The sequence below is a fragment of the Microcoleus sp. K4-B3 genome (assembly GCF_036704615.1).
Lineage (GTDB): Bacteria > Cyanobacteriota > Cyanobacteriia > Cyanobacteriales > Microcoleaceae > Microcoleus.
In genome coordinates, this window is record NZ_JAUBSF010000017.1 from 16,516 (window position 1) to 37,584 (window position 21,069).

General features: G+C 45.2%; 18 protein-coding genes. 9 read left to right on the forward strand and 9 right to left on the reverse strand.

Features of this window, described 5'->3' with window-relative positions; all coding sequences use genetic code 11:
* Nucleotides 1-124: 124 nt before the first annotated feature.
* Together QUA78_RS10510 and QUA78_RS10515 are read left to right on the forward strand one after the other, a co-directional pair.
* Complete coding sequence (locus tag QUA78_RS10510) at nucleotides 125-331, forward strand: hypothetical protein (RefSeq protein WP_190734170.1); 207 nt, start codon at nucleotides 125-127, stop codon at nucleotides 329-331.
* Nucleotides 332-569: 238 nt separating this feature from the next.
* Nucleotides 570-989: a DUF6335 family protein gene (locus QUA78_RS10515; RefSeq protein WP_333304381.1), complete on the forward strand. Its 420-nt coding sequence runs from the start codon at nucleotides 570-572 to the stop codon at nucleotides 987-989.
* A 93-nt stretch (nucleotides 990-1,082) separates the two neighbouring features.
* Here QUA78_RS10515 and QUA78_RS10520 read toward each other — a convergent pair whose 3' ends face one another.
* The 3 genes from QUA78_RS10520 to QUA78_RS10530 all read right to left on the reverse strand — a co-directional run bounded on the left by QUA78_RS10520 (nucleotide 1,083) and on the right by QUA78_RS10530 (nucleotide 3,984).
* A complete protein-coding gene (locus QUA78_RS10520) occupies nucleotides 1,083-1,763 on the reverse strand; it encodes a response regulator transcription factor (protein WP_333398778.1) in 681 nt (226 codons plus the stop codon).
* Nucleotides 1,760-3,214 carry a HAMP domain-containing sensor histidine kinase gene (locus QUA78_RS10525; RefSeq protein ID WP_333398779.1) on the reverse strand — a complete coding sequence of 485 codons (1,455 nt, stop codon included), beginning with the start codon at nucleotides 3,212-3,214 and terminating at the stop codon, nucleotides 1,760-1,762. The genes QUA78_RS10520 and QUA78_RS10525 overlap by 4 nt, the downstream gene beginning before the upstream one ends.
* Nucleotides 3,215-3,372: 158 nt before the next feature.
* Complete coding sequence (locus QUA78_RS10530) at nucleotides 3,373-3,984, reverse strand: cupin (RefSeq protein WP_333302664.1); 612 nt, start codon at nucleotides 3,982-3,984, stop codon at nucleotides 3,373-3,375.
* Between the two features lie 285 nt (nucleotides 3,985-4,269).
* Between QUA78_RS10530 and QUA78_RS10535 the strand changes: the two genes are divergently transcribed.
* From QUA78_RS10535 to QUA78_RS10545, 3 genes are all read left to right on the forward strand, one after another.
* Nucleotides 4,270-5,079, forward strand: coding sequence for a YHS domain-containing (seleno)protein (locus QUA78_RS10535; RefSeq protein ID WP_333302661.1), 810 nt, complete (start codon nucleotides 4,270-4,272; stop codon nucleotides 5,077-5,079).
* 167 nt (nucleotides 5,080-5,246) lie between these two features.
* Entirely contained in the window at nucleotides 5,247-7,520 is a 2,274-nt protein-coding gene (locus QUA78_RS10540; RefSeq protein ID WP_333302659.1) for a glycosyltransferase, read from the forward strand.
* 32 nt (nucleotides 7,521-7,552) lie between these two features.
* A complete protein-coding gene (locus QUA78_RS10545) occupies nucleotides 7,553-8,254 on the forward strand; it encodes a DUF4079 domain-containing protein (RefSeq protein WP_333302658.1) in 702 nt (233 codons plus the stop codon).
* A gap of 158 nt (nucleotides 8,255-8,412) precedes the next feature.
* Here the strand turns inward: QUA78_RS10545 and QUA78_RS10550 are convergent, their stop codons facing one another.
* The 3 genes from QUA78_RS10550 to QUA78_RS10560 form a co-directional block, all read right to left on the reverse strand.
* Nucleotides 8,413-9,291, reverse strand: a complete 879-nt coding sequence (locus QUA78_RS10550; protein ID WP_333302657.1) for a sugar ABC transporter permease — start codon at nucleotides 9,289-9,291, stop codon at nucleotides 8,413-8,415.
* 257 nt (nucleotides 9,292-9,548) lie between these two features.
* Complete coding sequence (locus QUA78_RS10555; RefSeq protein WP_333302655.1) at nucleotides 9,549-11,012, reverse strand: CIA30 family protein; 1,464 nt, start codon at nucleotides 11,010-11,012, stop codon at nucleotides 9,549-9,551.
* A 123-nt stretch (nucleotides 11,013-11,135) separates the two neighbouring features.
* Nucleotides 11,136-13,658: an ATP-binding protein gene (locus tag QUA78_RS10560; RefSeq protein WP_333302653.1), complete on the reverse strand. Its 2,523-nt coding sequence runs from the start codon at nucleotides 13,656-13,658 to the stop codon at nucleotides 11,136-11,138.
* Between the two features lie 488 nt (nucleotides 13,659-14,146).
* Between QUA78_RS10560 and QUA78_RS10565 the strand changes: the two genes are divergently transcribed.
* Entirely contained in the window at nucleotides 14,147-14,536 is a 390-nt protein-coding gene (locus QUA78_RS10565; protein WP_333302652.1) for a hypothetical protein, read from the forward strand.
* Between the two features lie 124 nt (nucleotides 14,537-14,660).
* Here QUA78_RS10565 and QUA78_RS10570 read toward each other — a convergent pair whose 3' ends face one another.
* Together QUA78_RS10570 and QUA78_RS10575 are read right to left on the reverse strand one after the other, a co-directional pair.
* Nucleotides 14,661-15,518, reverse strand: a complete 858-nt coding sequence (locus QUA78_RS10570; RefSeq protein ID WP_333302650.1) for an Hpt domain-containing protein — start codon at nucleotides 15,516-15,518, stop codon at nucleotides 14,661-14,663.
* A 177-nt stretch (nucleotides 15,519-15,695) separates the two neighbouring features.
* Nucleotides 15,696-16,622 carry a DMT family transporter gene (locus QUA78_RS10575; RefSeq protein WP_333302649.1) on the reverse strand — a complete coding sequence of 309 codons (927 nt, stop codon included), beginning with the start codon at nucleotides 16,620-16,622 and terminating at the stop codon, nucleotides 15,696-15,698.
* A gap of 305 nt (nucleotides 16,623-16,927) precedes the next feature.
* Between QUA78_RS10575 and QUA78_RS10580 the strand changes: the two genes are divergently transcribed.
* Both QUA78_RS10580 and QUA78_RS10585 read left to right on the forward strand, forming a co-directional pair.
* Nucleotides 16,928-17,731: an SDR family oxidoreductase gene (locus QUA78_RS10580; protein WP_333302648.1), complete on the forward strand. Its 804-nt coding sequence runs from the start codon at nucleotides 16,928-16,930 to the stop codon at nucleotides 17,729-17,731.
* A 155-nt stretch (nucleotides 17,732-17,886) separates the two neighbouring features.
* Nucleotides 17,887-18,921, forward strand: coding sequence for an NAD(P)-dependent alcohol dehydrogenase (locus tag QUA78_RS10585; protein ID WP_333398780.1), 1,035 nt, complete (start codon nucleotides 17,887-17,889; stop codon nucleotides 18,919-18,921).
* Between the two features lie 61 nt (nucleotides 18,922-18,982).
* On the opposite strand, the gene QUA78_RS10590 is transcribed toward QUA78_RS10585, so the two are convergent.
* Nucleotides 18,983-19,792 (reverse strand): calcium-binding protein, encoded by an 810-nt coding sequence (locus QUA78_RS10590; protein WP_333302645.1) that lies wholly within the window; start codon nucleotides 19,790-19,792, stop codon nucleotides 18,983-18,985.
* Between the two features lie 205 nt (nucleotides 19,793-19,997).
* Between QUA78_RS10590 and QUA78_RS10595 the strand changes: the two genes are divergently transcribed.
* On the forward strand, nucleotides 19,998-20,978 hold the full coding sequence (locus QUA78_RS10595) for an ATP-binding cassette domain-containing protein (protein WP_333302643.1): 981 nt from the start codon (nucleotides 19,998-20,000) through the stop codon (nucleotides 20,976-20,978).
* The last annotated feature ends 91 nt before the right edge of the window (nucleotides 20,979-21,069 follow it).

Below are 21,069 nucleotides of genomic sequence, written 5' to 3' on the forward strand. Positions count from 1 at the left end.
TTGCGCTGGCGATCGACCTTTGATGACAATTTGTGAAGTAAAATAAAGATATAGAGCAGTCTCTTGACAAATTAACCCAGAGTATCTGCCTATTAGTTGTTGGAACCGTGAAAGGAAAAAAGTTATGGTGGAGAACACTGTCGATTGTGCTGTAGCTTGCGTCAATGGCTGCGTTCTGGGCGACAAGTGCCCGAAGCGGGAATACGCAGAAGCAACGTCCAACTTTATTGAAAATACTTCTCTGGATAAAATGCTAGAAATAGCAGAGGAAGCGGTGAGAAGGAAACGGATGGAACCCCCCAAATGGGTAATTCCTGATTTTCCCGAATAGAATTAGCCTCTTCATTAAAAAGCGATCGCCCGTTTCAAAAGGGCGATCGCTTTTTGTATTCCTAATGAAATAGCTGAGCCGAATCAATATATTTCCTGGGATAGAAGCTAAAAGCTTAAATAGCAATTATTATACCACTTAATTATAGCCAATGGCAATTACTAAAAACAATTCAGTTAAAGCCAAATTCGGACATTTTTAATTTAATTGAGTTCAAAAACAAACAGGAGCACGTATCGTGGCACAGCAAAAAAAAGGCAACGCAAAAACAACAACAGAACGCGATAATTTGGGCGAATTGCCTCAAGAAATTACCGAATCTTACGGTACCGGCGTCATCGATCGACCGGGATTGAGCCAAGACGACATAACCACCTTGCAGGACAGCAGTTCGGAATACTCTTCCAGTTCCCAAATCGGCGGCGAGGATGGCGATCCGGCTGCGGAACAAGAAAGTGCCACTGGCGAGCAATCGGTGGGCGGAAGTGCGCCTACTCCCGACATGGATATGGTTGACGAACTCGGAGCCGCTGCGGGCATAGAAATAGCCGATGGGGCTATTTTGCACACAACAGATATGCTTGAACGTCGAGATGAAAGTCGGTGGGAATTAGACCCGAGTTCTGCGGAAGATTATCAGGAACGACCGGATTTCTAGGTCTATTTTTTACAAAAAAATAGGTACTATAATAGGAGCGGGTTCACCAGTATCCATACTTCAGCTTCCAAGTATTTGTAAATCCGCCCATCCTCACTTTTGCTCTCGCAACACGTATCCGACTCCCCTAACCGTATGCAGCAGGCGTTTTGAGTTACTTGCTTCTAATTTAATCCGTAACGCACGAATATAGACTTCAATAATGTTTGACTCGCCCATAAAATCGTAACCCCAGACTTTTTCTAAAATTCGGTCGCGGGTAATCACTTGGCGGGGATTTCGTAGCATCAATTCTAACAAATCAAACTCTTTGGCAGTGAGTTCAATTAGTTGACTGCCTCGATAAACTTCACGGGTTAAACCGTTCAAGATTAGGTCTTCAAATTGTAAGTTATCGGCGTCAGTTTGTTGAGTTCGGCGCAGACGGGCTTTGACTCTCGCCAGGAGTTCTTCCATACTGAAAGGCTTAGTAACATAATCATCGGCTCCAGCATTTAATCCCGTCACGCGATCGGGTACTTCATCTTTTGCTGTCAACATAATTATTGGTACTTGAACACCAGTCGATCGCAACCTTAAACAGATGTCTAATCCAGAGATGCCGGGAAGCATCCAATCTAAAATTAATAAATCCGGTTGAGCATCACGAGCCATCATTAATCCATCCAATCCATTGGGGGCGACAGTGACGTGATATCCTTCAAGACTAAGTTCAGATTCGATGAACTTTGCCAGTTTAGGGTCATCTTCAACAAGGAGAATGCGATCGCTCATAGCTGCGGATTCCAGACAGGTAAGGTGATAGTAAAAATACTACCTTCTCCCGGTTTAGATCGGAGCGTAATACGTCCTTCCATGCCTTCGATCAGGCTTTTGGCGATCGCCAATCCCAACCCCGTACCGTCTCTAGAGCGCGTCATTGACTCATCCACCCGGTAAAATCGCTCAAAAATCCGGTTTTGATGGGGCAGAGAAATACCAATTCCGCGATCGCCCACATGAATCATCACCTGCTGTTCCCTCTTTTCTAAGACTAACTCAACTGGTTGTTCGGGAGCAGAATACTTGATTGCATTATCGACTAAGTTAATTAACACCTGTTGTAAACGATCCTGATCCGCACAGGCTACAACATCCTCATCAGTTGACACCAAAATAATTTTCCGATTGCTAACTTTTTGACTCATTTCGGCCACCTCAGCCACCAGAGTATTCAGGATCACCGGATTCAAACGAAAGTGCAAGTTACCACTATCTGCTCGTGCTAAATCGAGCAAATCTTCTAACATCCGAATCGTGCGTTCAGTTTCGCCAACCGCTGTTTCCAGTGCTTGTTGCTGATAGTCACTTAAGTTAGTGCTGCGTCGCAGCAAACTTTGTAAATAACCAACTACAACCGTCAGAGGAGTGCGTAATTCGTGGGAAACATTACCGACAAATTGGCGTTGTTGCTCCCAGGAACCCGATAATCGAAACAACATCTCATTAAAGGTTTGTGCTAGTCCTAAAATCTCATCAGGAGCCTGATGCAGTTGGAGTTTTGCCGCCTGCAAATTATCAGCAGACAAAGTGCTAGCTACCTGACTCATATGTTCCAAAGGATGGAGAGCATGACGAATGCGACTGGCGATCGCCAACATTAACACTAAGATTACCACAATACTGACAACAATTAGACTGCGAATCCCATCATTTAATTGACGTTGCTCATCAGTGATATCTTGAGAGAAATATACCGTACCCAGTAACTCATTTTTAATCCTCAGAGTTCTGCTACAGATCACCAAGTAGCGATCGCCCACCTGAACAAAAGTCGGCTCTGCAGGTACTTCCGTCAACGAGATCATCTTCGTAATCTTAGAAGATTGCAGATCCATATCAGGTGAATTTACCAAAAGCATCCCATCATTTCGCTTCACCCACACCATGATTCCTCCTGTGGAAGCTTTATGCACGCTTCGGGTTAAGCCAATTTCTAGTGAACCCATTTCACTATAAAGCTCAACTTGTTCTGGAAAGCGTATTCCAATGTATTCCAGGGTTTGTTTATGAGCACCCACTAGATTTTGCGACCTTTGCCAGCCGGCCCAAAATGCCACACTGCTAAGTCCTAAAATCGAGAGTACCAGCAATTCCAGCGTCAGGCGAAACTGAAGCGAAGAGGTGGAAATTCGCTTGCCCGTGAGAGGGTTGATAGCGGCTATGACTTGGCGAATTAGCTTCATTTTATCGTCAGGGAGTGAGGAGAATTAAGCATTAAAATGAGTCAAAATTCAACTAGATAAAATTAGTATCGCGTGGAACCGACGAAAGTTGGTGCAGCCGCGATAATCGCCCGTTATATTTGAGGTTTGTTGATATTTGCTTTCATCAGACTGCTATCTTAAAAGTTTTCCGCAGTGCCTTTAATCTGGTTAAACTCAAATCGTCGATCGTAATCTGTTACACCATAAAGATTAAAACTAATGGTTGGTTTATCTCCGAGTGCTTCCACATGATGAATCGCATCTGGCATTAAGCACAAAACGTCACCAGGGGCAAGCAAAATATCGCCCACTGTTGTGATTTTATCGGGAAACTTGCGAGTTGGCGATCGCTGCCAAAAAGTATTTTTCTCCTGTCCATCAAGTAGCGCCACCAATCCCCAACTGGCATGATTGTGAATCGGAGAAACAGCACCCGGTGCCCAAGCCACCAACTGCACCGTCAGAGGAAAAAATGGTTCATCATAAAGTGTTTGTACGGCCCACCCTGTCTCAGAGTCAGGCTCAAGGAGAGCAATTTGAAACCAGGAAGAACTATCTAACAACCTGCGGACAAGGGGACAAATTGCCTGGAGTCGTAAATAATCATCACTAATTTGGTCTAATACATCTTCCAAGTCAGTTAAAAAGCGGTAAAGTCGGTAGGGATGGGTCAAATCTTCAATTTGACTTGTAGCCTCAAAAATATTACACTGTCCATCATCAGTCACTAACCAGTCTTTTCCTGTCATAATTTCTCAACTCGCGGTTAAATTACTGCACTACTAAAAGATAATCAGGGTTAATCTCCACTCTATAAGACATTCCTGGCAACTAGATGATGCGTTCCTAATTCCCAGATGAATTTTTGCTGAAGAAAGTGGCGTATAAAGTATTCAGAGTTTTATCTCCCATCCATCTCTTCCTCATCTAGCACTCATTTTATTGAGTGTTAATGTAAACAACCTCAAGTCTTGAGGACAACAAAAAGCCAGAAAAATTGCCAGAGAGCAAGAAGTCTCAAGCAAATATCTGGGATGGAACTATTAACAATTTATCTGGGAATTAGACACATGAAAGTAAAATACATTACCACGATCGCCATTGCCACCATTCTCGGTTTGGCAACAGCTAATGTTAGCTACGCCAACTTCAAGGCTGCCACAAGCTTAAACTCTACAACCGTTTCATCCAAGGTTGCACAATCCAATCCTTGTGCGGGTAAAGCCAATCCTTGTGCGGGTAAAGCCAATCCTTGTGCGGGTAAAGCCAATCCTTGTGCGGGTAAAGCCAATCCTTGTGCTGGTAAAGCCAATCCTTGTGCTGGTAAAGAAAATCCTTGCGCGGGTAAAGCCAATCCTTGCGCGGGTAAAGCCAATCCTTGCGCGGGTAAAGCCAATCCTTGTGCTGGTAAAGCCAATCCTTGCGCTGGTAAAAGCAGCACAACAACCCTTCATCCTCAGTTCTACACCGAAAAAGGTGTGGCTCTTGATGGTCAAGATGTCGTAGCCTATTTCACCCAAAGCAAATTAGTTATGGGAGTTAGCCAATTTAAACATAATTGGGGTGGAACAACTTGGATGTTTGCTAGTGCAGCAAACCGTGATATGTTTGCTAAAAATCCTGAAAAGTATGCTCCTCAATACGGTGGATATTGCGCCCAGGCTACCAGTGAAGGGAATCTTGTTGTCACTCAGCCTGACGCCTGGAAAATCGTTAATGGGAAGCTTTATCTCAACTACGACAAGAAAGTACAAGCACAGTGGATGGGGGATATCCCTGGTCACATTGCTTCAGCAAACAAAAATTGGCCTGCTATTCTGAATAACAAAGAACTGTTCCGCTAAGCTCAAATTGATGCAGGCAATTACTCCCTTCCGACTACTAGCATTACCGATTTTCTTCTTTCTATGGCTTCCCGCCACTTCGCTAACGCGGTTTGTTAAAGAAGTATTGAGTGGGAAGGGAGTAATTGATACGATCGCCAATTCATATAATTTTCTTAAACAAAATAATGACTTCATGGCTGAATTATTTGGGCTTTCATCGTCGAGATAGTACCCCCAGAAACCGGATACCGATCGCCACCCTCGTCATGTTAGGTTCGGTTATTTTAGCGGGTGGACTGGTCGCTGCTTGGTTTTCCGGTAACGGCACTCTCGATCGTCTATTTGCTCAACTCCAAGCAATGCAGAATCATCCTCCCATGTGGCTGCAAGTGCCGATGGTAATGGGGGAGTATTTGCTAACACCTACGGTCGCTCTGCTGGCGATTTCTTGGGTGATTATGCGGGTTTCGCCCATACCCCGAACCTGGTCGCGGGCGGTAGTTGTGGGAATTTTGTTGATGTTGGTGATGCGTTATCTGCTGTGGCGATCGCTCACAACCTTAAATGTATCCGATCCATTAGATGGAGTCTTTAGCATTGGGTTGTTTCTTCTAGAAATTTTCCTCTTGCTTACCAATATCCTTCAGTTATTTTTGATGTTGTGGGTAAAGGATCGCCGTCCAGAAGCGAATCGGTTGGCAATTGATGTGGTTGAGGGTCGATTCACGCCATCGGTTGACGTTTTGATTCCCACTTATAATGAGCCTGCCTATATTCTCAAACGCACGGTAATTGGTTGTCAAGCCCTCGACTATGCCCATAAAAAGATATATCTGCTAGATGACACGCGGCGTGAAGAAATCCGGCAACTTGCAGAGGAATTAGGGTGTGAATACATCACTAGACCTAATAATTTTCATGCGAAAGCAGGGAATTTGAATCATGCCTTAGCTTATACTCAAGGAGAGTTCATCGTTGTATTTGATGCCGACTTTATCCCTACCAAAAACTTTCTGATTCGCACCGTTGGTTTCTGCCAAGATCCCACAGTGGCCCTGGTTCAAACGCCTCAAAGTTATTACAATGCTGACCCGATCGCCCGTAATCTAGGCTTAGATAACGTTATCACACCTGAAGAAGAGGTTTTTTATCGCCAAATTGAACCGATCAAAGATGGTGCCGGCAGTGTAGTTTGTTCTGGAACTTCCTTTGTGGTGAGACGCAGCGCCTTAGAACACGCCGGAGGATTTGTCACCGAATCTCTTAGTGAGGATTATTTCACAGGCATTAAACTCTCTGCTAAAGGCTATCGCTTGGTATATCTCAATGAAAAACTCAGCGCTGGCTTGGCGGCGGAAAATATTGCAGCTTATGCAACTCAACGCCTGCGCTGGGCCCGAGGAACTTTACAGGCGTTTTTTATTGATTCCAATCCTCTGACTATTCGCGGACTTAAACCGATTCAGCGACTGGCTCATTTTGAAGGACTTTTGCATTGGTTTACCTCCATTCCCCGCGTGGGTTTTCTGTTGATGCCTTTAGCTTATTCCTTCTTGGGCGTGATTCCAATCCGAGCCACTTTTCTGGAAATGCTGTACTTTTTTCTGCCCTATTATTTAGTGCAGTTAACGGTTTTTTCTTGGTTGAATCACCGATCGCGATCGGCATTACTGTCTGATATTTACTCACTGGTACTAGCGTTCCCGCTGGTTCTGACCATCGTTCAGGTGATGCTGTCTCCCTTCTCCAAAGGATTTAACGTCACAGCCAAAGGCACTGTGAGCGATCGCTTTTCCTTCAACTGGAAGTTAGCGCTACCGTTGCTGCTATTATTTATTCCCAATGCGATCGGCCTGTGGCACGTTCTGGGAACCTGTTTGATTCAAGTTCAAATGCACGCATCAGAGCCGGAAATCATCCAGCATTTCAAAGGGTTGGGGATTGGTTGGATTTGGAGCGCCTACAACCTTTTAATTATGAGCATCACGCTGTTAATTTTGTTAGACGCTCCTAAATCAGATCGCTATGAATGGTTCGATCTGCGTCGATTGGTACGGCTTGCGGTGAATGGACAGATTTTTTGGGGCGTGACTACTTTCATTTCTGAAGTGGGGGTTCACGTAGAGATGACTCAAGCCCAATTGCCTGTTATTATTACAGGAGAAACACTCCCGGTGACACTAAAAATTCTGGAAGATAATTTGAGCTTACAAGGGCAAATCGCTCAGATTGACTTGAGTGGTGAATTTCCCTCTGTACAGATCCACTTTGACAAATTGGATCTTGCTCAACATCGGTGTCTGGTGGAGATGTTGTTTTGCCGTCCAGGTCAATGGAAACGTCCTTGCGCTCCTGGTGAGTTAAAGTCTCTGTTCCTACTATTTGGGATTTTGTTGAAGCCTCGGATTTTGTTCGATCGCGATCGGGCGATCGATTTCCTGAAGGTCTCAAAAGTTTAGTTTTATCAACTTTAAAAACGAAAAGGTGCTGTATGGAATTTAAAGATTTTCTGGCTTTGCTGCATCCTATTTTCGCTGTAGCGATTGTTTTTCCTATGCTTGGTGTTGTTCTCAATATGGCGTGGCAAACTATGCAGCGTCGGAAGCAAATTGCGATCGACACCAAGAGCAAAATTCCACCTGTAGTCGGTCAAGAACACGTCAAAGCAGGTCGAATTCTGTCAGGTTCTGTGGTAGGAGTGACGTTGTTGGGTCTAGCCTACCCGATTTTTGAGCATATTTTGAGCAAGGATGTTTGGAGCAAAAACTCCTTTCAGGTCATTTTCATTGTGCTGATGTTTGTTGCAACTATCGCCTCTTTGGTCATGCTATATCGAGCGACACCCGCTTTATGGCGCGGCATATTTGCGACCCTAACAGGTACTGGTCTGGTGATTCTTGGCACTCAAGATGGCGTTTATCGGCTAACCAATGAATGGTATTGGTCTCACTACTACATTGGCATCACCGCTGCGCTAATTATGGTTTTCTCCCTTGCCATCATTCAAGACATTTACAAAGACCGCTCAAATCGCTGGCGCACTATCCATGTGATCTTGAACTCGATCGCTGTGCTGCTCTTTCTGGGACAGGGAATGACCGGAACCAGGGATTTATTACAAATTCCTCTGAACTGGCAGAAACCCTATATTTATAGCTGTGATTTCGCCAATAAGACCTGCCCAAAGCCGTGAGCGATCGCATTACTTCGAGATTCAAGTCTAAAATTAGTAGAAATTAGACCAATAAACCCGGTTTCTGAATGTAATGAAGTCCTGGGAGCAACAGGAGTGAGAACAAGAAACCGAGTTTATGAGGCCCGGAGTGCGTCAGTCCTAATCACTCATAAATCTTAATCATTGCGAGTCAAACCCTGAAGGCTAACTTGCAAAATCGACAAACCCAAAATTAGCAAAAACAAAACCAGCCCGATAGTACAAGCATACCCAATTTCCAAATCCTTAAAAGCCCGTTCGTACAGATAATAAACAACAGTCTTAGAACTATTGCGAGGCCCGCCCTGAGTCATAATATAAACTTCTTCAAAAACCTTAGTAGCAGAAATCGCCGAAATTACCGCAACTAAAACTAAATAAGGCTTCATCAGCGGCACAGTAATATCCCAGTGCTTTTCCAAACCATCAGAACCATCAATAGCAGCCGCCTCATAAAGTTCTGCCGGAATAGCTTGCAGCCCTGCCAAATAAATCACCATGTAATAGCCCAATCCTTTCCAGATAGTAACGGCCATCACGCTAAAGATTGCTAGCTTCGGATTAGCCAGCCAAGAAACAGGAGGCAAACCCAACAATTCCCCCAACTGATTCAGCAGTCCAGTCTCAGCAAACAGCCACTTCCAAGCAATCCCGGCGACAACCATTGAAATCACCGCCGGCGTGTAGTATGCTGCTCGAAACCAGTTCATCCCCTTAAGTTTTTGGTTGCACAAAATCGCCATTCCCAACGGCACAACAACCAATACAGGCACAACGAAGGTGAGATACAGCAGCGTATTCGTCAAAGTTTGCCAGAATGTGCGATCGCCCCACAACCTGTAAAAATTCTTCAACCCCACCCACTGCGGCATTTGAGTCAAATCATATTCGTAGTTGGTAAAACTCAAATAAAAAGCTTGCACCGCCGGCCACAAAACAGTCAAGCTCAAAATAAATAAAGCAGGTAGCAAAAACAAATAAGGCGTCAAGTAGCGTCGGGAAAAAGTCACAGACATAAATTAGTTATTAGTTATTAGTTATTGGTTATTAGTTATTACTCGTTAACAGGCTCTGCCTGGTAACGCAGATCCGGAGGCTCTGCCTCCAATTTTCCTACTAACAAGCGAGGCAGAGCCTCTGGACATTGATTCCCAGGCTCAGCCTGGGAACCAGTAATTTCTTAGTCTGCGGAGGCAGACTTCGTTTGTGTAGACGCGGTTTCAACCGCCGAGTAATAAGGGGTAACAAACTAATCAGCCCCTACAAACAATTGTTATTTAACTCCCGAAAACAAACCCTGCCAATCTCCGGGAGGACTGCCATTTTCCCCCTCTTTCACCTCAAAAGTAACGTTGCAAGCTTGAGGTTGTTCCAAAGCCTCCACGCACAATTCTGCAATATCTTCCCGACTGACTTTGCCCCTAATATTGTCTCCTTGCTCGAAGATTAAAGCTTTGCCTCCCGGTTCTTCCGTCAAAGCGCAAGGTCTGACAACAGTATAAGGTATGCCGCTCGATCGCACACACTCTTCCCCTTTCAACTTCCAAGTCAAAATCCCCCCCAACATATCATTCATCCTGACGGCAGGCGGTTCTTCTTCCAAGTTAATTCCCGGGCGGCCCGGGCGGGTAACTCCTGCCGAACTCACCATCACAAATCGCGGCAAAGTCTGTCCCCCATCAGCTTTAATAGATTCTAACTCCAGTTGAAAAATACCAGGTGTAAATTTCGGGTTGAGCGCGCCGTCATATTCAAACTTGCTCAACATTAACTGAAAAGAAAAAATACTGCTGGCATCAAATTTAGAGCCATCTTTGACAGTTTTGGCGCGGAATACTGGAATTAACTCATCAAAAGGAACGGTGACAGTAATCCAGATATTGTAAACAGTATCAAACGAATAGCAATACCCAATTCCATCCCATTTAGCTTCGCTGCGAACAATCAATTTGTAGCGCTTGCCGTCCCCTTTGACGCGCAGTTGGAGGCCGCTAAATCCTGCGAGATTAAGCGGAGGATCGAAGTTGCGGGTACGCACCGAAGCAAAGCCGCCCGAGTTGGCAGTCGAAACATTGCCTGTGAAGATAGCTGTATTGTCTGTAAGTACGATCGAACTTTCGCTAGTGCCGCCCATCACGATGTCGTCGAGGGCACCCCAAGTTTCTTTTAAATCTTGGCTGGGTTTTGTGAAGTCAAAAACAGTTTTTTCGCCTGCTTGAATTAGCTGTCGGCGAACAGCTTGCACTAAATTATTGAGGCCTTTGTATTCCACGATTTCGGGAACATCCACAACTTCCGGCATATAAAATTTGATGCCTTGATAGTATTTTTCCCGAGTTGGGGTGTCTCCTTCTATCGGTTGAACTTTGGTGCCGGTACAGCAGATAACTGCTTCTACGCCCTCGGTTACTAGCGGTGTTAGCGTCTCTGGCAGAGTGATATCTCCTTCGACTAATTCGACATTTTTGCCGAGAATTTCTGTTGCTCTTTTAGCATCTCTGACGAGGCAGCGTACTTTATATCCCCGCTGTTGCAGCCGCTTGACAACTCGCTTCCCAACGCCGCCGGTGGCACCCGCTACCAGTATCAGTTTGGGTTGGTCTTTTTTACTGTTGCTGCTGCTTCCAAACAGTTGTTGCAGCCAGCTAATGCTGCCAATGAAGGGAATGACGCCGAAATAAGCCAAGGTTTTGACAAACCTGCCGGCATCCCATTGGGCGGTTTTTTTTTCAGTCATAGTCGCTTCCTCAGAATTGGCTCAAATCTACTTAGCTGCTTTTGTATTTTAATCGAATTTTCGATTTTTGAATTTGGTCGATTCCCTACCATTCGGGATAGCTTCGCTAGCGCGGACTTTTTTTCACTTCACAATGGGTTTTGGATGAGTTTGGTTCAATGGAATCTCAATAATCAACTTCGTTCCCTCTCCGGGGGCTGAAATGCAAGTCAATTTGCCGCCGTGTTGTTCTACCACAATTTCGCGGCTAATCGCCAAACCTATCCCAGCACCTTTGCCCACAGGTTTTGTGGTAAAAAACGGCTCAAAAATTTTCTGGCGAACTGTTTGAGTCATGCCCCAACCGTTGTCCTCGATCCGAACTGCTACGGCTTTTTCTCCCGGAGAAATTTCAGTTACGATCCGAATTTGTCCCCACTTGACGGGCTCTTGTTCGCCCCCGTAGTGCGGCGATAAATTCTTGTTGACAAAGGCATCTTCTAGAGCATCAATTGCATTTGCCAGTATATTCATAAATACTTGGTTGATCTGAACTGCGTAACACTCAACCAAAGGCAGACAGCCGTATTCTTTGATGAGATGAATTGAGGGTCGATCGGGCTTCGGTTTGAGTCGATTGCTCAAAATCAGCAAAGCGCTGTCCAATCCGTCGTGAATGTCAACGGGTTTAATCTCTGCTTCGTCAATTCTAGAGAAGTTTCGCAGCGACTGAACTATCTCGCGGATGCGGTTAGCTCCTACTTTCATTGAACCCAGCAACTTCGGTAAGTCTTCAACTATGAACTCTAATTCAACTATTTCTATTTGTGCTTTAATTTCTGGCGAAGGCGAGGGATAGTGCTGGTCGTAAAGCTCCAATAAATAGATCATTTTTTGACTGTATTCGTTGGCATAGCTAAGATTTCCGTAGATGAAGTTAATCGGGTTAGTGACTTCATAAGCTACCGCCGACACCAACTGTCCCAAACTTGACATTCTTTCGCTTTGCACCAATTGAGTTTGCGCCCGCTTAAGCTCGGACATCGCTGTTTTTAAATGAGCAGTTTTTTCGCGTTCTCTGGCGACTGATTCTTCTAATGCTCTATTTAATTTTTCGAGTTTGGCTACTTGGCGTAGCACTATATTAATCATTGCTTTTTTCAGTTCCAATGCAGCGTCTATTTCGCATTGTTTCCAAGGCAAGGATTTGTACCTCACGTTTTCTTTCCACAGATCGAAGGATTTCCGAGGAGACAGTCGATGGCTGCCATCTTCCTCTATTTGAACTGGTTTGTTGGGGTTGCCCGCCCAATTTACTGTCTTAATTACTTCCGGGCGAAACCACAAAACATATATTTTCTGAGTCGGCGATATTGCTATAGCCAAACACCCGCTGGCCGTGTCTTTAAATTCCTCAGCTTCTGGATAGCATTTGGTCAGCGAGTCTGTATAAAATATTTCTTTCTTTAAATGCTCTTGCACCCACTTAGTTAAGTATTTGAGCGATTCTTCCTGAGGTGTTTTCCCGACTGGATAGCAATTGTCTCCAAATATTATTGCTGCTCCCTGGGCGTTGACTGCTTCCAGCAAATTATGCTGACATTTAACTAACACTTCTGACAAGTTTTCGGAGGTGGATATGTCTTCAAAAATCTTGGTTTGAATGGATTTCAAGTGTAGTTTGTAGTCGTAGTCTTCGTTTCCTTCTTTTGATTGCAGTTCTAAGGACATTACTTGCCCGATAAATTCGCAGGCTGCGCGCAATTCATAGTTGAGGTATTTTGGTGTATAGTTGTGGCAAGCAATCAATCCCCACAGTTTTTTGTCTTTGATTAACGAGATTGACATCGAAGCTGCAACGCCCATATTTTGCAGGTATTCTATGTGAATGGGAGAAACGCTTCTCAACACGCTGAAACTGAGGTTTCGGGGCTCGGTGGTAACAGCATTGTTTCCTGAAACAAGGGGGACGGGTTGATAATTAATATCTGGGATTAACCTCAGCCAATTTAACGTATACAGTTGTCTGGCTTGTTTGGGAATATCAGAGCTGGGGTAGTTTAATCCTAAGAAAGGACTTAGTTTTTCTGCTTTATCTTCAGCGATCACAGCGCCGTTACCTTCACGATCAAATTGATAGACCATTACTCTATCAAACCCGGATATTTTTCTGACTTCTTCGACAGTCAGTTGACATAAATCGTTGAGATTTTTGGCGCTTTGAATTTTGCTTACAGTGGCTCTCACTGAATGATAAAACCTAAAAACAGAAAGATTTTCTGGGCTGGTGGCTAATTCCAACTCGACCATCAATACTTCTTCTACTCGGTGGAGGATGCAGTCAAATTCTAAATATTTACCTTTGTTTGTGACAGAAAGTTTAATGGGATTAACGGTTTTTAAGTTTTCATTACACAAACAAAGCTTGAGTTTTTTTAGTTGAACTCGATTGAATAATAAGCTCAAATTTCGACCGATCGCACTTTCTGCATCTACTCCTAACAAATCTTGCGTATTTTCGCTGGCTTGGAGTATTTCTAGTTGAGGTTCTCGTACAACAAGTAGCACCCCGTGCGGCTGAATGTGTCCCGATAGGTGAATGGGTTCTCTGTCGCAATTTGTCAAGTCAACTTCTTCGAGTGCGGGAATTGTAATTTGTCGATCCATTTTCTTTATTTTCCGCTGTAAAATTTTGAGATGGTTCTATTGATTAGAGATTTGAGAGCAAATTGGCTTTTCCATAATAATCTCATATTGTTCGATCGCATAACGGCTCGAAACCTGGAGGGAGGCTAGCAATCAATCATCCGAGAATCAGCGAGTCGAAAATGATTGAGTCGAAAATCAGTCTACCGTTGTATTAGTGTTCTATCGGTGCGGGTCTTCTATATATTTTAGGGAGTTGGCTCTTCTATACTATCGATCCCCGATGTTAATTATCGCAGCAATTGTTGCCATTCTTCAAGAAGTTTTAATGATTTTTCACAAAGTTAATATTTGTCGTAAAATTTTGCCAGCAGGAAAAGGGGGAGAGAAATGAGTCTCCAGAGCGGCCTACTGACGAAAAAATTAAGTTAAAGTAAGGGTGACACGATCTGAAAGTCAAGTCACGTTAAGCTCTTTAAGTATATCCAACAGGCCCGACAATTAGACTAATGCTCGACTTCAATACAGTTACTGAGTTTTCTCATACCTACTGCATAGCTATCTGTGCCTTTTTAGTTCCGGCAAACTTGCTGACTACTTTGCAGACAGCGATTTTCACAGGGCTAAAGCGACCTCGAATGCAAGTTTGGGCGTCTGTGATTGTGGCAAGCCTTTGGGCTACAGCAATGATACTTCACGTTTTTACCTGGTTCGCCATCGGGGTAGTAATGCCTCCGACATATATCTTGCTAGTTATGGCAATTACTTGTCTGGCTATTAATATCTGGGCGATCGCTCATCCTGCAAGCATGATGCAATTAATTCGACTAGCGGTATCAGTTGTTAGGGGAGCTTTCAGAAGGAAAAAGGATTTAGTTATTTGGGAGAGAAGGATTTAGTTATGTAGGAACTCAAAAAGAATTTGGCCGGGGGTAATGTGAAAGATGTCAGGGAGAATATTGGTTTGAGAAGAAAGTTTTCCCTGGTTCCAAATCTGGGCTCATAGTCCAGATTTTCTACTACTTATTCCGGTTCGCGATCGCGACAATCTTCTGTTTCCGGGCCGCGGGGATGGATCGTGCAGTTGAGCAGGTAGCCACCGTCGCTTCTGCCGTAATAATAGCGGCATCCGGTGCAAATTGCGGGAGGTTCGATCGCCCTTTGGTAAACCGGATAATCTCGAGTCGCCAGCAGCGAAAAGTCGCGCTGCGTCTGAACAGTCCCGATAATAGCGCCTGAGAGTTCGACAGCTTGGCGGATGTTTTCGATCCTGCTGTAAAGCGGCAGGTAAATGTCAATATAAAGGCGTATGCCCAAGTCTTCCTGCTCGTGGCGGGTAATAATGCCTCCGAGCAAACCCACGCGCGAGGCAATAGCCGAGGAAAATTCGCCCACTGAAGTGCAGTAACCGGAGAAAAGGTGAATGTGTTCGTCCGTACTAGCTCTGACAGTCACACGAGTGGGAATGAGCACTCTCAGGTAAGCGTCGAGTTCGTCAAAAACCGGTTCCGCGAGGGAGAGCATTTGGTTTGCGTCTTCGTGGTTGATCCCAAAACCCTTAGAAACCTTGGACACGAGCGCTGCTAAAATATCAAAAACTTCGATTAACAGCGATTGCAGCCTGCTATCAACGGTGATCGGACATTCTCGGAGCAGTTTTAAATAATCCTCCAAGCGATGGGCAATTCGCTGAATGCTGCTAAATCCCAGCATAGCGGCTCCCTCTTTAATCGACTGCGAGGCTCGGATCAGGTGGTGTATCCTTTGGGGAGCTGCCACGGTGTTTTGCAGGCCCTGCAAGCCTTGTTCGATGATTTGGATGTATTCTGTGGCTTCATCGAGAAAGTAGCCGATGATGCGCTGTAGTTGTTCTGGCAGCATAATTTTATTCTCCCAAAGACCCCCGAGTATCATTAGTCATTAGTCATTAGTCATTACTCAGACATTTGATAGTTTGGAAGCGATATTTAATTGATGAGTTACTTTTGTTTTTAAGGCCTAATCAGTTTTATTCTGACTCACGGCAACTGTAGTGGCAATGTTGAAAAATGTTAACTCTTAACTGTTGACTGTGATTTTTTTGGCTCCGACGGTAGCGGTTGCTACCCCCAACAGCAGCACCGCAGCACCTGCAAGTACCGTCGGCCCGGGCACTTCCCCAAACAGCAAATAACCCAAACAACTCGCCCCAACCGGTTCAAACAAGATCGCAAGAGTTACCAGAGTTGGGGAAATTTGCACTACGGCCCAGTTCAAAATGGTGTGGCCGACTAATTGAGGCAAAGCGGCCGTTAACAAAATATAAAAATATACATTGTGCGGACAATTAGTATAACTGGTGCCGAAGGCGAGGGGGAGAGGCAGCAGGACGATCGCAGCAACAGTATAGGCGATCGCGATATAGCCACTAATTCCCAGTCCCCGCCGCTGAGCTTCCCGGCCCAGCAGCAAATACAAGCTGACGGCCCAGGAACCAGCCAGAGCCAGGAAATCGCCCAGCAGTTGGCTGCTGCCGGCATTGGCTGCGCCCGCGCTTCCAACGGCGATCGCCATTCCCCCAGTCAGGGCTATAGTAATGCCAGCGATCGACATTTTGCTGAGCTTTTCCCCGAACCAGAAGCGCGACAAAAGCGCTACCCAGACAGGATTAGTGGTGACGAGGGCAGTCGAGGCGGCGATCGAAGTATAAGAAAGTGAGGTTATCCAAAGGGCAAAGTGCAGGGCGAGACACAAACCCGCAGCAGCAGCATAGCGCCGAGCTCCCGGTTCCAGGGCGTTCCACGGAATTTTCCGCCAAGCCGGAAGCAGAATTAAAGCAGATAAAGTCAGGCGAGAGGCGGCGAGTACCAGACTGAAACCGAAGCCGCCCGCGCCTGCTGAAATGTTCGCCAGCCGAATTAAGATTGAGGAAGTTGAGACGGCTAAAACGCCGATAATTAACACTAGGGCGATCGACCAATTCGGCGGTTGTTTCGGAAGATTCATTTTTTAGGTATTGGGTATTGGGCATTGGGCATTGGGCATTGGGCATTGGGCATTGGGAAAATTTACAAAGCAATTTTCGCACAAATTATGAATAATTTATATTCTATTCTTCTCCTCTCCTCTTCTCTCTTCCTTCGCGTCCTTCGCGCCTTCGCGGTTCGTTAAAAAAGCCCGAGCGCGAATTATTAAAAATTGGTATAATTAAGAAAAACTATCTATATAGAGTCAGCCAAAAAGCACCTTACCTCTGTTAAAGTTTAAATAGCGCAGGAAACGATTTCCCCACTTACAATTTATAACTATCTATGGCTCCTACAGTTTTGATTACAGGCGCTTCTCAAGGAAGTGGCAAAGCCACAGCAATTTTATTTGCAAGTAAAGGTTACGATGTAGTGATGGTGGCCCGCCAGCCAGAGAGATTGGCAGCAGCAGCGGCTCAAGTGCAGCGAGAAGGCACTTCCGCTGTCGCTATTGCGGGGGATGTTGCCGACATTCAACAAGTGCGGGCGATCGTCCAAAAAGCCCTAGATGCCTGCGGCAACATCGATGTTTTAGTTAACAATGCTGGCATTTGTCTCGCGGGGGCGATCGAGCACACTACCTCCGAAGACTGGCAGCAATTAATGAATACCAATTTTTGGGGATGCGTTAACACAATTCAAGAAATATTGCCACATTTTTTGCAACGAAAAACTGGCACAATAGTCAATGTTGGTTCCATTGGCGGCAAAATACCTTTGCCTCAAATGACTGCTTATTGCGCCAGCAAATATGCAGTAACCGGTTTAACAGAAACTTTGCGATTGGAATTAGCCCCTAAAGGCATTCACGTTTGCGCCGTCCATCCGGGCCTGATTAACAGTGATTTTTTAGAAAGAGCTCAATTTCGCGATCGAGACGAACCCGCAGTCGAATTGCGCCGCCAGCAAATGAGCCAAATGCTAAAATCTGACTGGGCAAATCAGCCGGAAGATATTGCTCAAGCTATCTGGGATGCTGTGAAAAATCAGCGTGGAGAAGTTACCGTCGGCCCTGCTTTTTTGGCATCGGAAGCTTATCGTTTGTTCCCCGGTTTGATGCAGTGGGCAATGGAAAAGGGCAAGTTGTGAGACTTATTGGTAATTGCTAATGGGTAATTGGTAATTGGTAAGGTGCGCCATAAGCACCAGACAAATTATTAGTAACGCGCATCAGTCCTAGGGGTCGGTTCACCTGAATATATACAACTACAGAAAGAGACTGTGAAAGCCGCCCGAACACTATAATGGCAAACAAACCAGGAAACACCACCATGCAAATCAAAGCACTGGCAGTAAAAAAAACAGGCGGATTGCTTGAAGAATACAAATTCGATGTCGAACCTCCAAAAGTACATGAATGTATTATCAAAGTGTTAACCTGCGGCATTTGTCACTCTGACTTGCACATGATTGACAACGACTGGGGTCAATCAAAATATCCCCTCGTTCCGGGCCACGAAGTTATCGGAGAAGTGGCAGAAGTAGGGCCGCAAGTGACTCATTTAAAAGTGGGCGATCGCGTGGGTGTCGGCTGGCAAAGGTCGTCTTGTTTGCAGTGCCGCGACTGCTTGCGCGGTAACGAAAATCTCTGCGATGAAAACCAGGGATTAATTGTTACAGGCCCCGGCGGTTTTGCCGATTATTTGATGGTAGATTCCCGCTTTGCTTTTCCTATTCCCAAAGGCATCGATTCCACAATAGCGGGGCCGCTGTTGTGCGGCGGAATTACGGTTTACGCCGGTTTGCGGAATGCGGGGATGAGTTCCGGTCAAGAAATTGGAATTCTCGGCATCGGCGGTTTGGGACATATGGCGGTGCAATTTGCGAAAAAATTAGGCAACCGCGTTACAGTTTTTACTACTTCCCAAGATAAGGCAGAATTTGCACATAAAATGGGGGCGGACGAAGCTATTGTAGTAGGAAAAGGCGAAATTCCTCAAGCCCCTAGCAGCAAATTAGATATTTTGTTGAGCACTGTTCCTGCTGCTTTAGATTGGGTTCAGTACATTAATTTTCTCGATTCTGACGGTGCGCTTGCTTTTGTGGGAGTTCCCGACGAACCTTTGAGCATTCCGTTATTTTCGCTGCTGGTGAAGCAACGCCGAATTGTGAGTTCTCTCATCGGCGGTCGCGCTATGATTAATGAAATGCTGGCAATTGCAGAGAAGTTTGGGATTGAGCCGATTGTAGAAGTTTTTGCGATCGCACAAGCGAATGAAGCAATTCAGAAAGTCCGCGACAATAAAGTGCGCTATCGCGCAGTTTTGACGGTGAGTTAGATAATGGGTAATGGGTAAGGTGCGCCCGGTCGCACCCTACTAGAGATATATAAGCAACGAATTAAAGCAAAGAATTAGCATTAATAAAACGGCCGTTTAAATCGGCTGGGGTCACATTCAAAACAGTACCCAACAAAGCATTCGTAAAACCGAATCTAATATTAGTAGCTTCCACACGGCCGTTGCCATCGGGATCGAGACTTCGCTGCGAGATCCCGCCCTTGGCTAACAAACTCGTTCCTCCCGATATATTTGCAGGATCTATTAGCAGCAGTCTCGGATCGTTCAAGCTATAACTTACCTGTTCTAAGGAGATATTGCTGCTGGTAAATGCCACGCTAATTCCAATCGAATCGCTAGACTTATCAAAATCCACAATTACCGCGTCAGGAACTTCAATTCCAGCTACTCTGCTTCCCGCTAGATCGACTCGAAAAACAAAGACATCGCTCCCCCCACCACCTTGGTAAATATCCACCTCTCTGTCGCCAATTAAAGTATCATTACCGTCACCGCCAACTAAGAAATCAACACCTTGTCCTCCGCGCAGCAAATCATTTCCCGCACCCCCATCAAGAAAATCGCTATTTCTATCTCCTGTCAAGAAATCTTCGCCCGTTTCTCCTAACACATCGTCATCATCTTTGCCACCATAAATAGAATCACTGCCGACACCGCCTAACAGACTGTCTTTACCATCGTTGCCGAAAATCCGTTCTGCATCTGACGATCCCCTGACAGTATCATTGCCGCCCAGCATCCAAACTCCCCCAGGAAAACTAGCAAGTTGTCCTGGTGCAAGTGTAATATTTTCCGAAGAATTGTCTCCTACCAAACGAGAGATGTCTGAATTATCTGGGGTGAGTACCATAGTTGTATAGTTGTAAAGTTTATGCGATGCGAGCGTGGATATTTTGCAATATTCTAGAGCTTAGTAGGGTGCGCCAGAACACAGTTACTTTATCTGAGCGATCGAGCAATCGCTGGCGCACCCTACTAGACAGCTCTATGGATTCATCTTGGCACAAGCCTGATGGAAATACCCTAGATTAAAATAAAAGTTAAAATTTGAGCTGATGCCAATTATCTTAGTTGAAGACTTGAGCAAAGTTTATCCGGTAGCGATTAAAGAACCGGGACTTAAAGGAACAGTGCGGCACTTTTTTAGTCGCACTTACCGCAATATCAAAGCAGTTGAGGGCGTGTCTTTCAGTATTGAACCGGGGGAAGTGGTGGGGTTTCTCGGTGCCAACGGTGCGGGCAAAACTACGACGCTGAAAATGCTGACTGGTTTGATTTATCCATCGGCTGGTACTGTGAGAGTGTGCGATCGTACTCCTTCCCGTCGCGAAGCAGATTTTCTGCAAAGAATTACGTTAGTGATGGGGCAGAAACAGCAGTTAATTTGGGATTTACCCGTGCTTGACTCTCTGCGAATCAATGCCGCTGTCTACGGCATTCCCGATAAAGATTATCGGCGGCGAGTCGGAGAATTGACAGAAATGCTGTCCTTAGAAGGCAAGTTAAATCAGGCAGTACGAAAGCTTTCTTTAGGCGAACGCATGAAAGCTGAATTAATGGCGGCGCTGCTGCACCAGCCGGAGGTATTATTTTTAGATGAACCGACTTTAGGTTTGGATATAAACGCACAGTTTAGCGTCAGGCAATTTCTACGAGAATATAACGAGCGCTATCAAGCAACGGTGCTGTTGACCAGCCATTACATGGCTGACATTACTGCTTTGTGCAAGCGCGTTTTGTTAATCCATGAAGGGCAATTAGTTTATGATGGCCGTTTAGACGGATTGCTCGATAGGTTTGCACCTTATCGGGAAGTCCAGGTAAAATTAGCTAAGCCGCTGGCAAAAGATAGTGCTTTTGCTTACGGGGAGGTAGAATCTATTGAGGGACAATCGGTGCGTTTTTTAGTGAAAAGGGAAGAACTGACGGTGAGCGTGGCGAAGATTTTGGCGGAGTTGGAAGTGATAGATTTGACAGTTACTGACCCGCCCATTGAAGAGGTAATCGGTCGCGTTTTCCGCACGGGAAAAGTGTAATGTTTTGGGCTGGGTTCATTCTGCATAAAAGGCAAGATATCTGTTTTAGTAAAGTTTCAATGTTGTGTGGAACGGGCATCTTGCCCGTTGC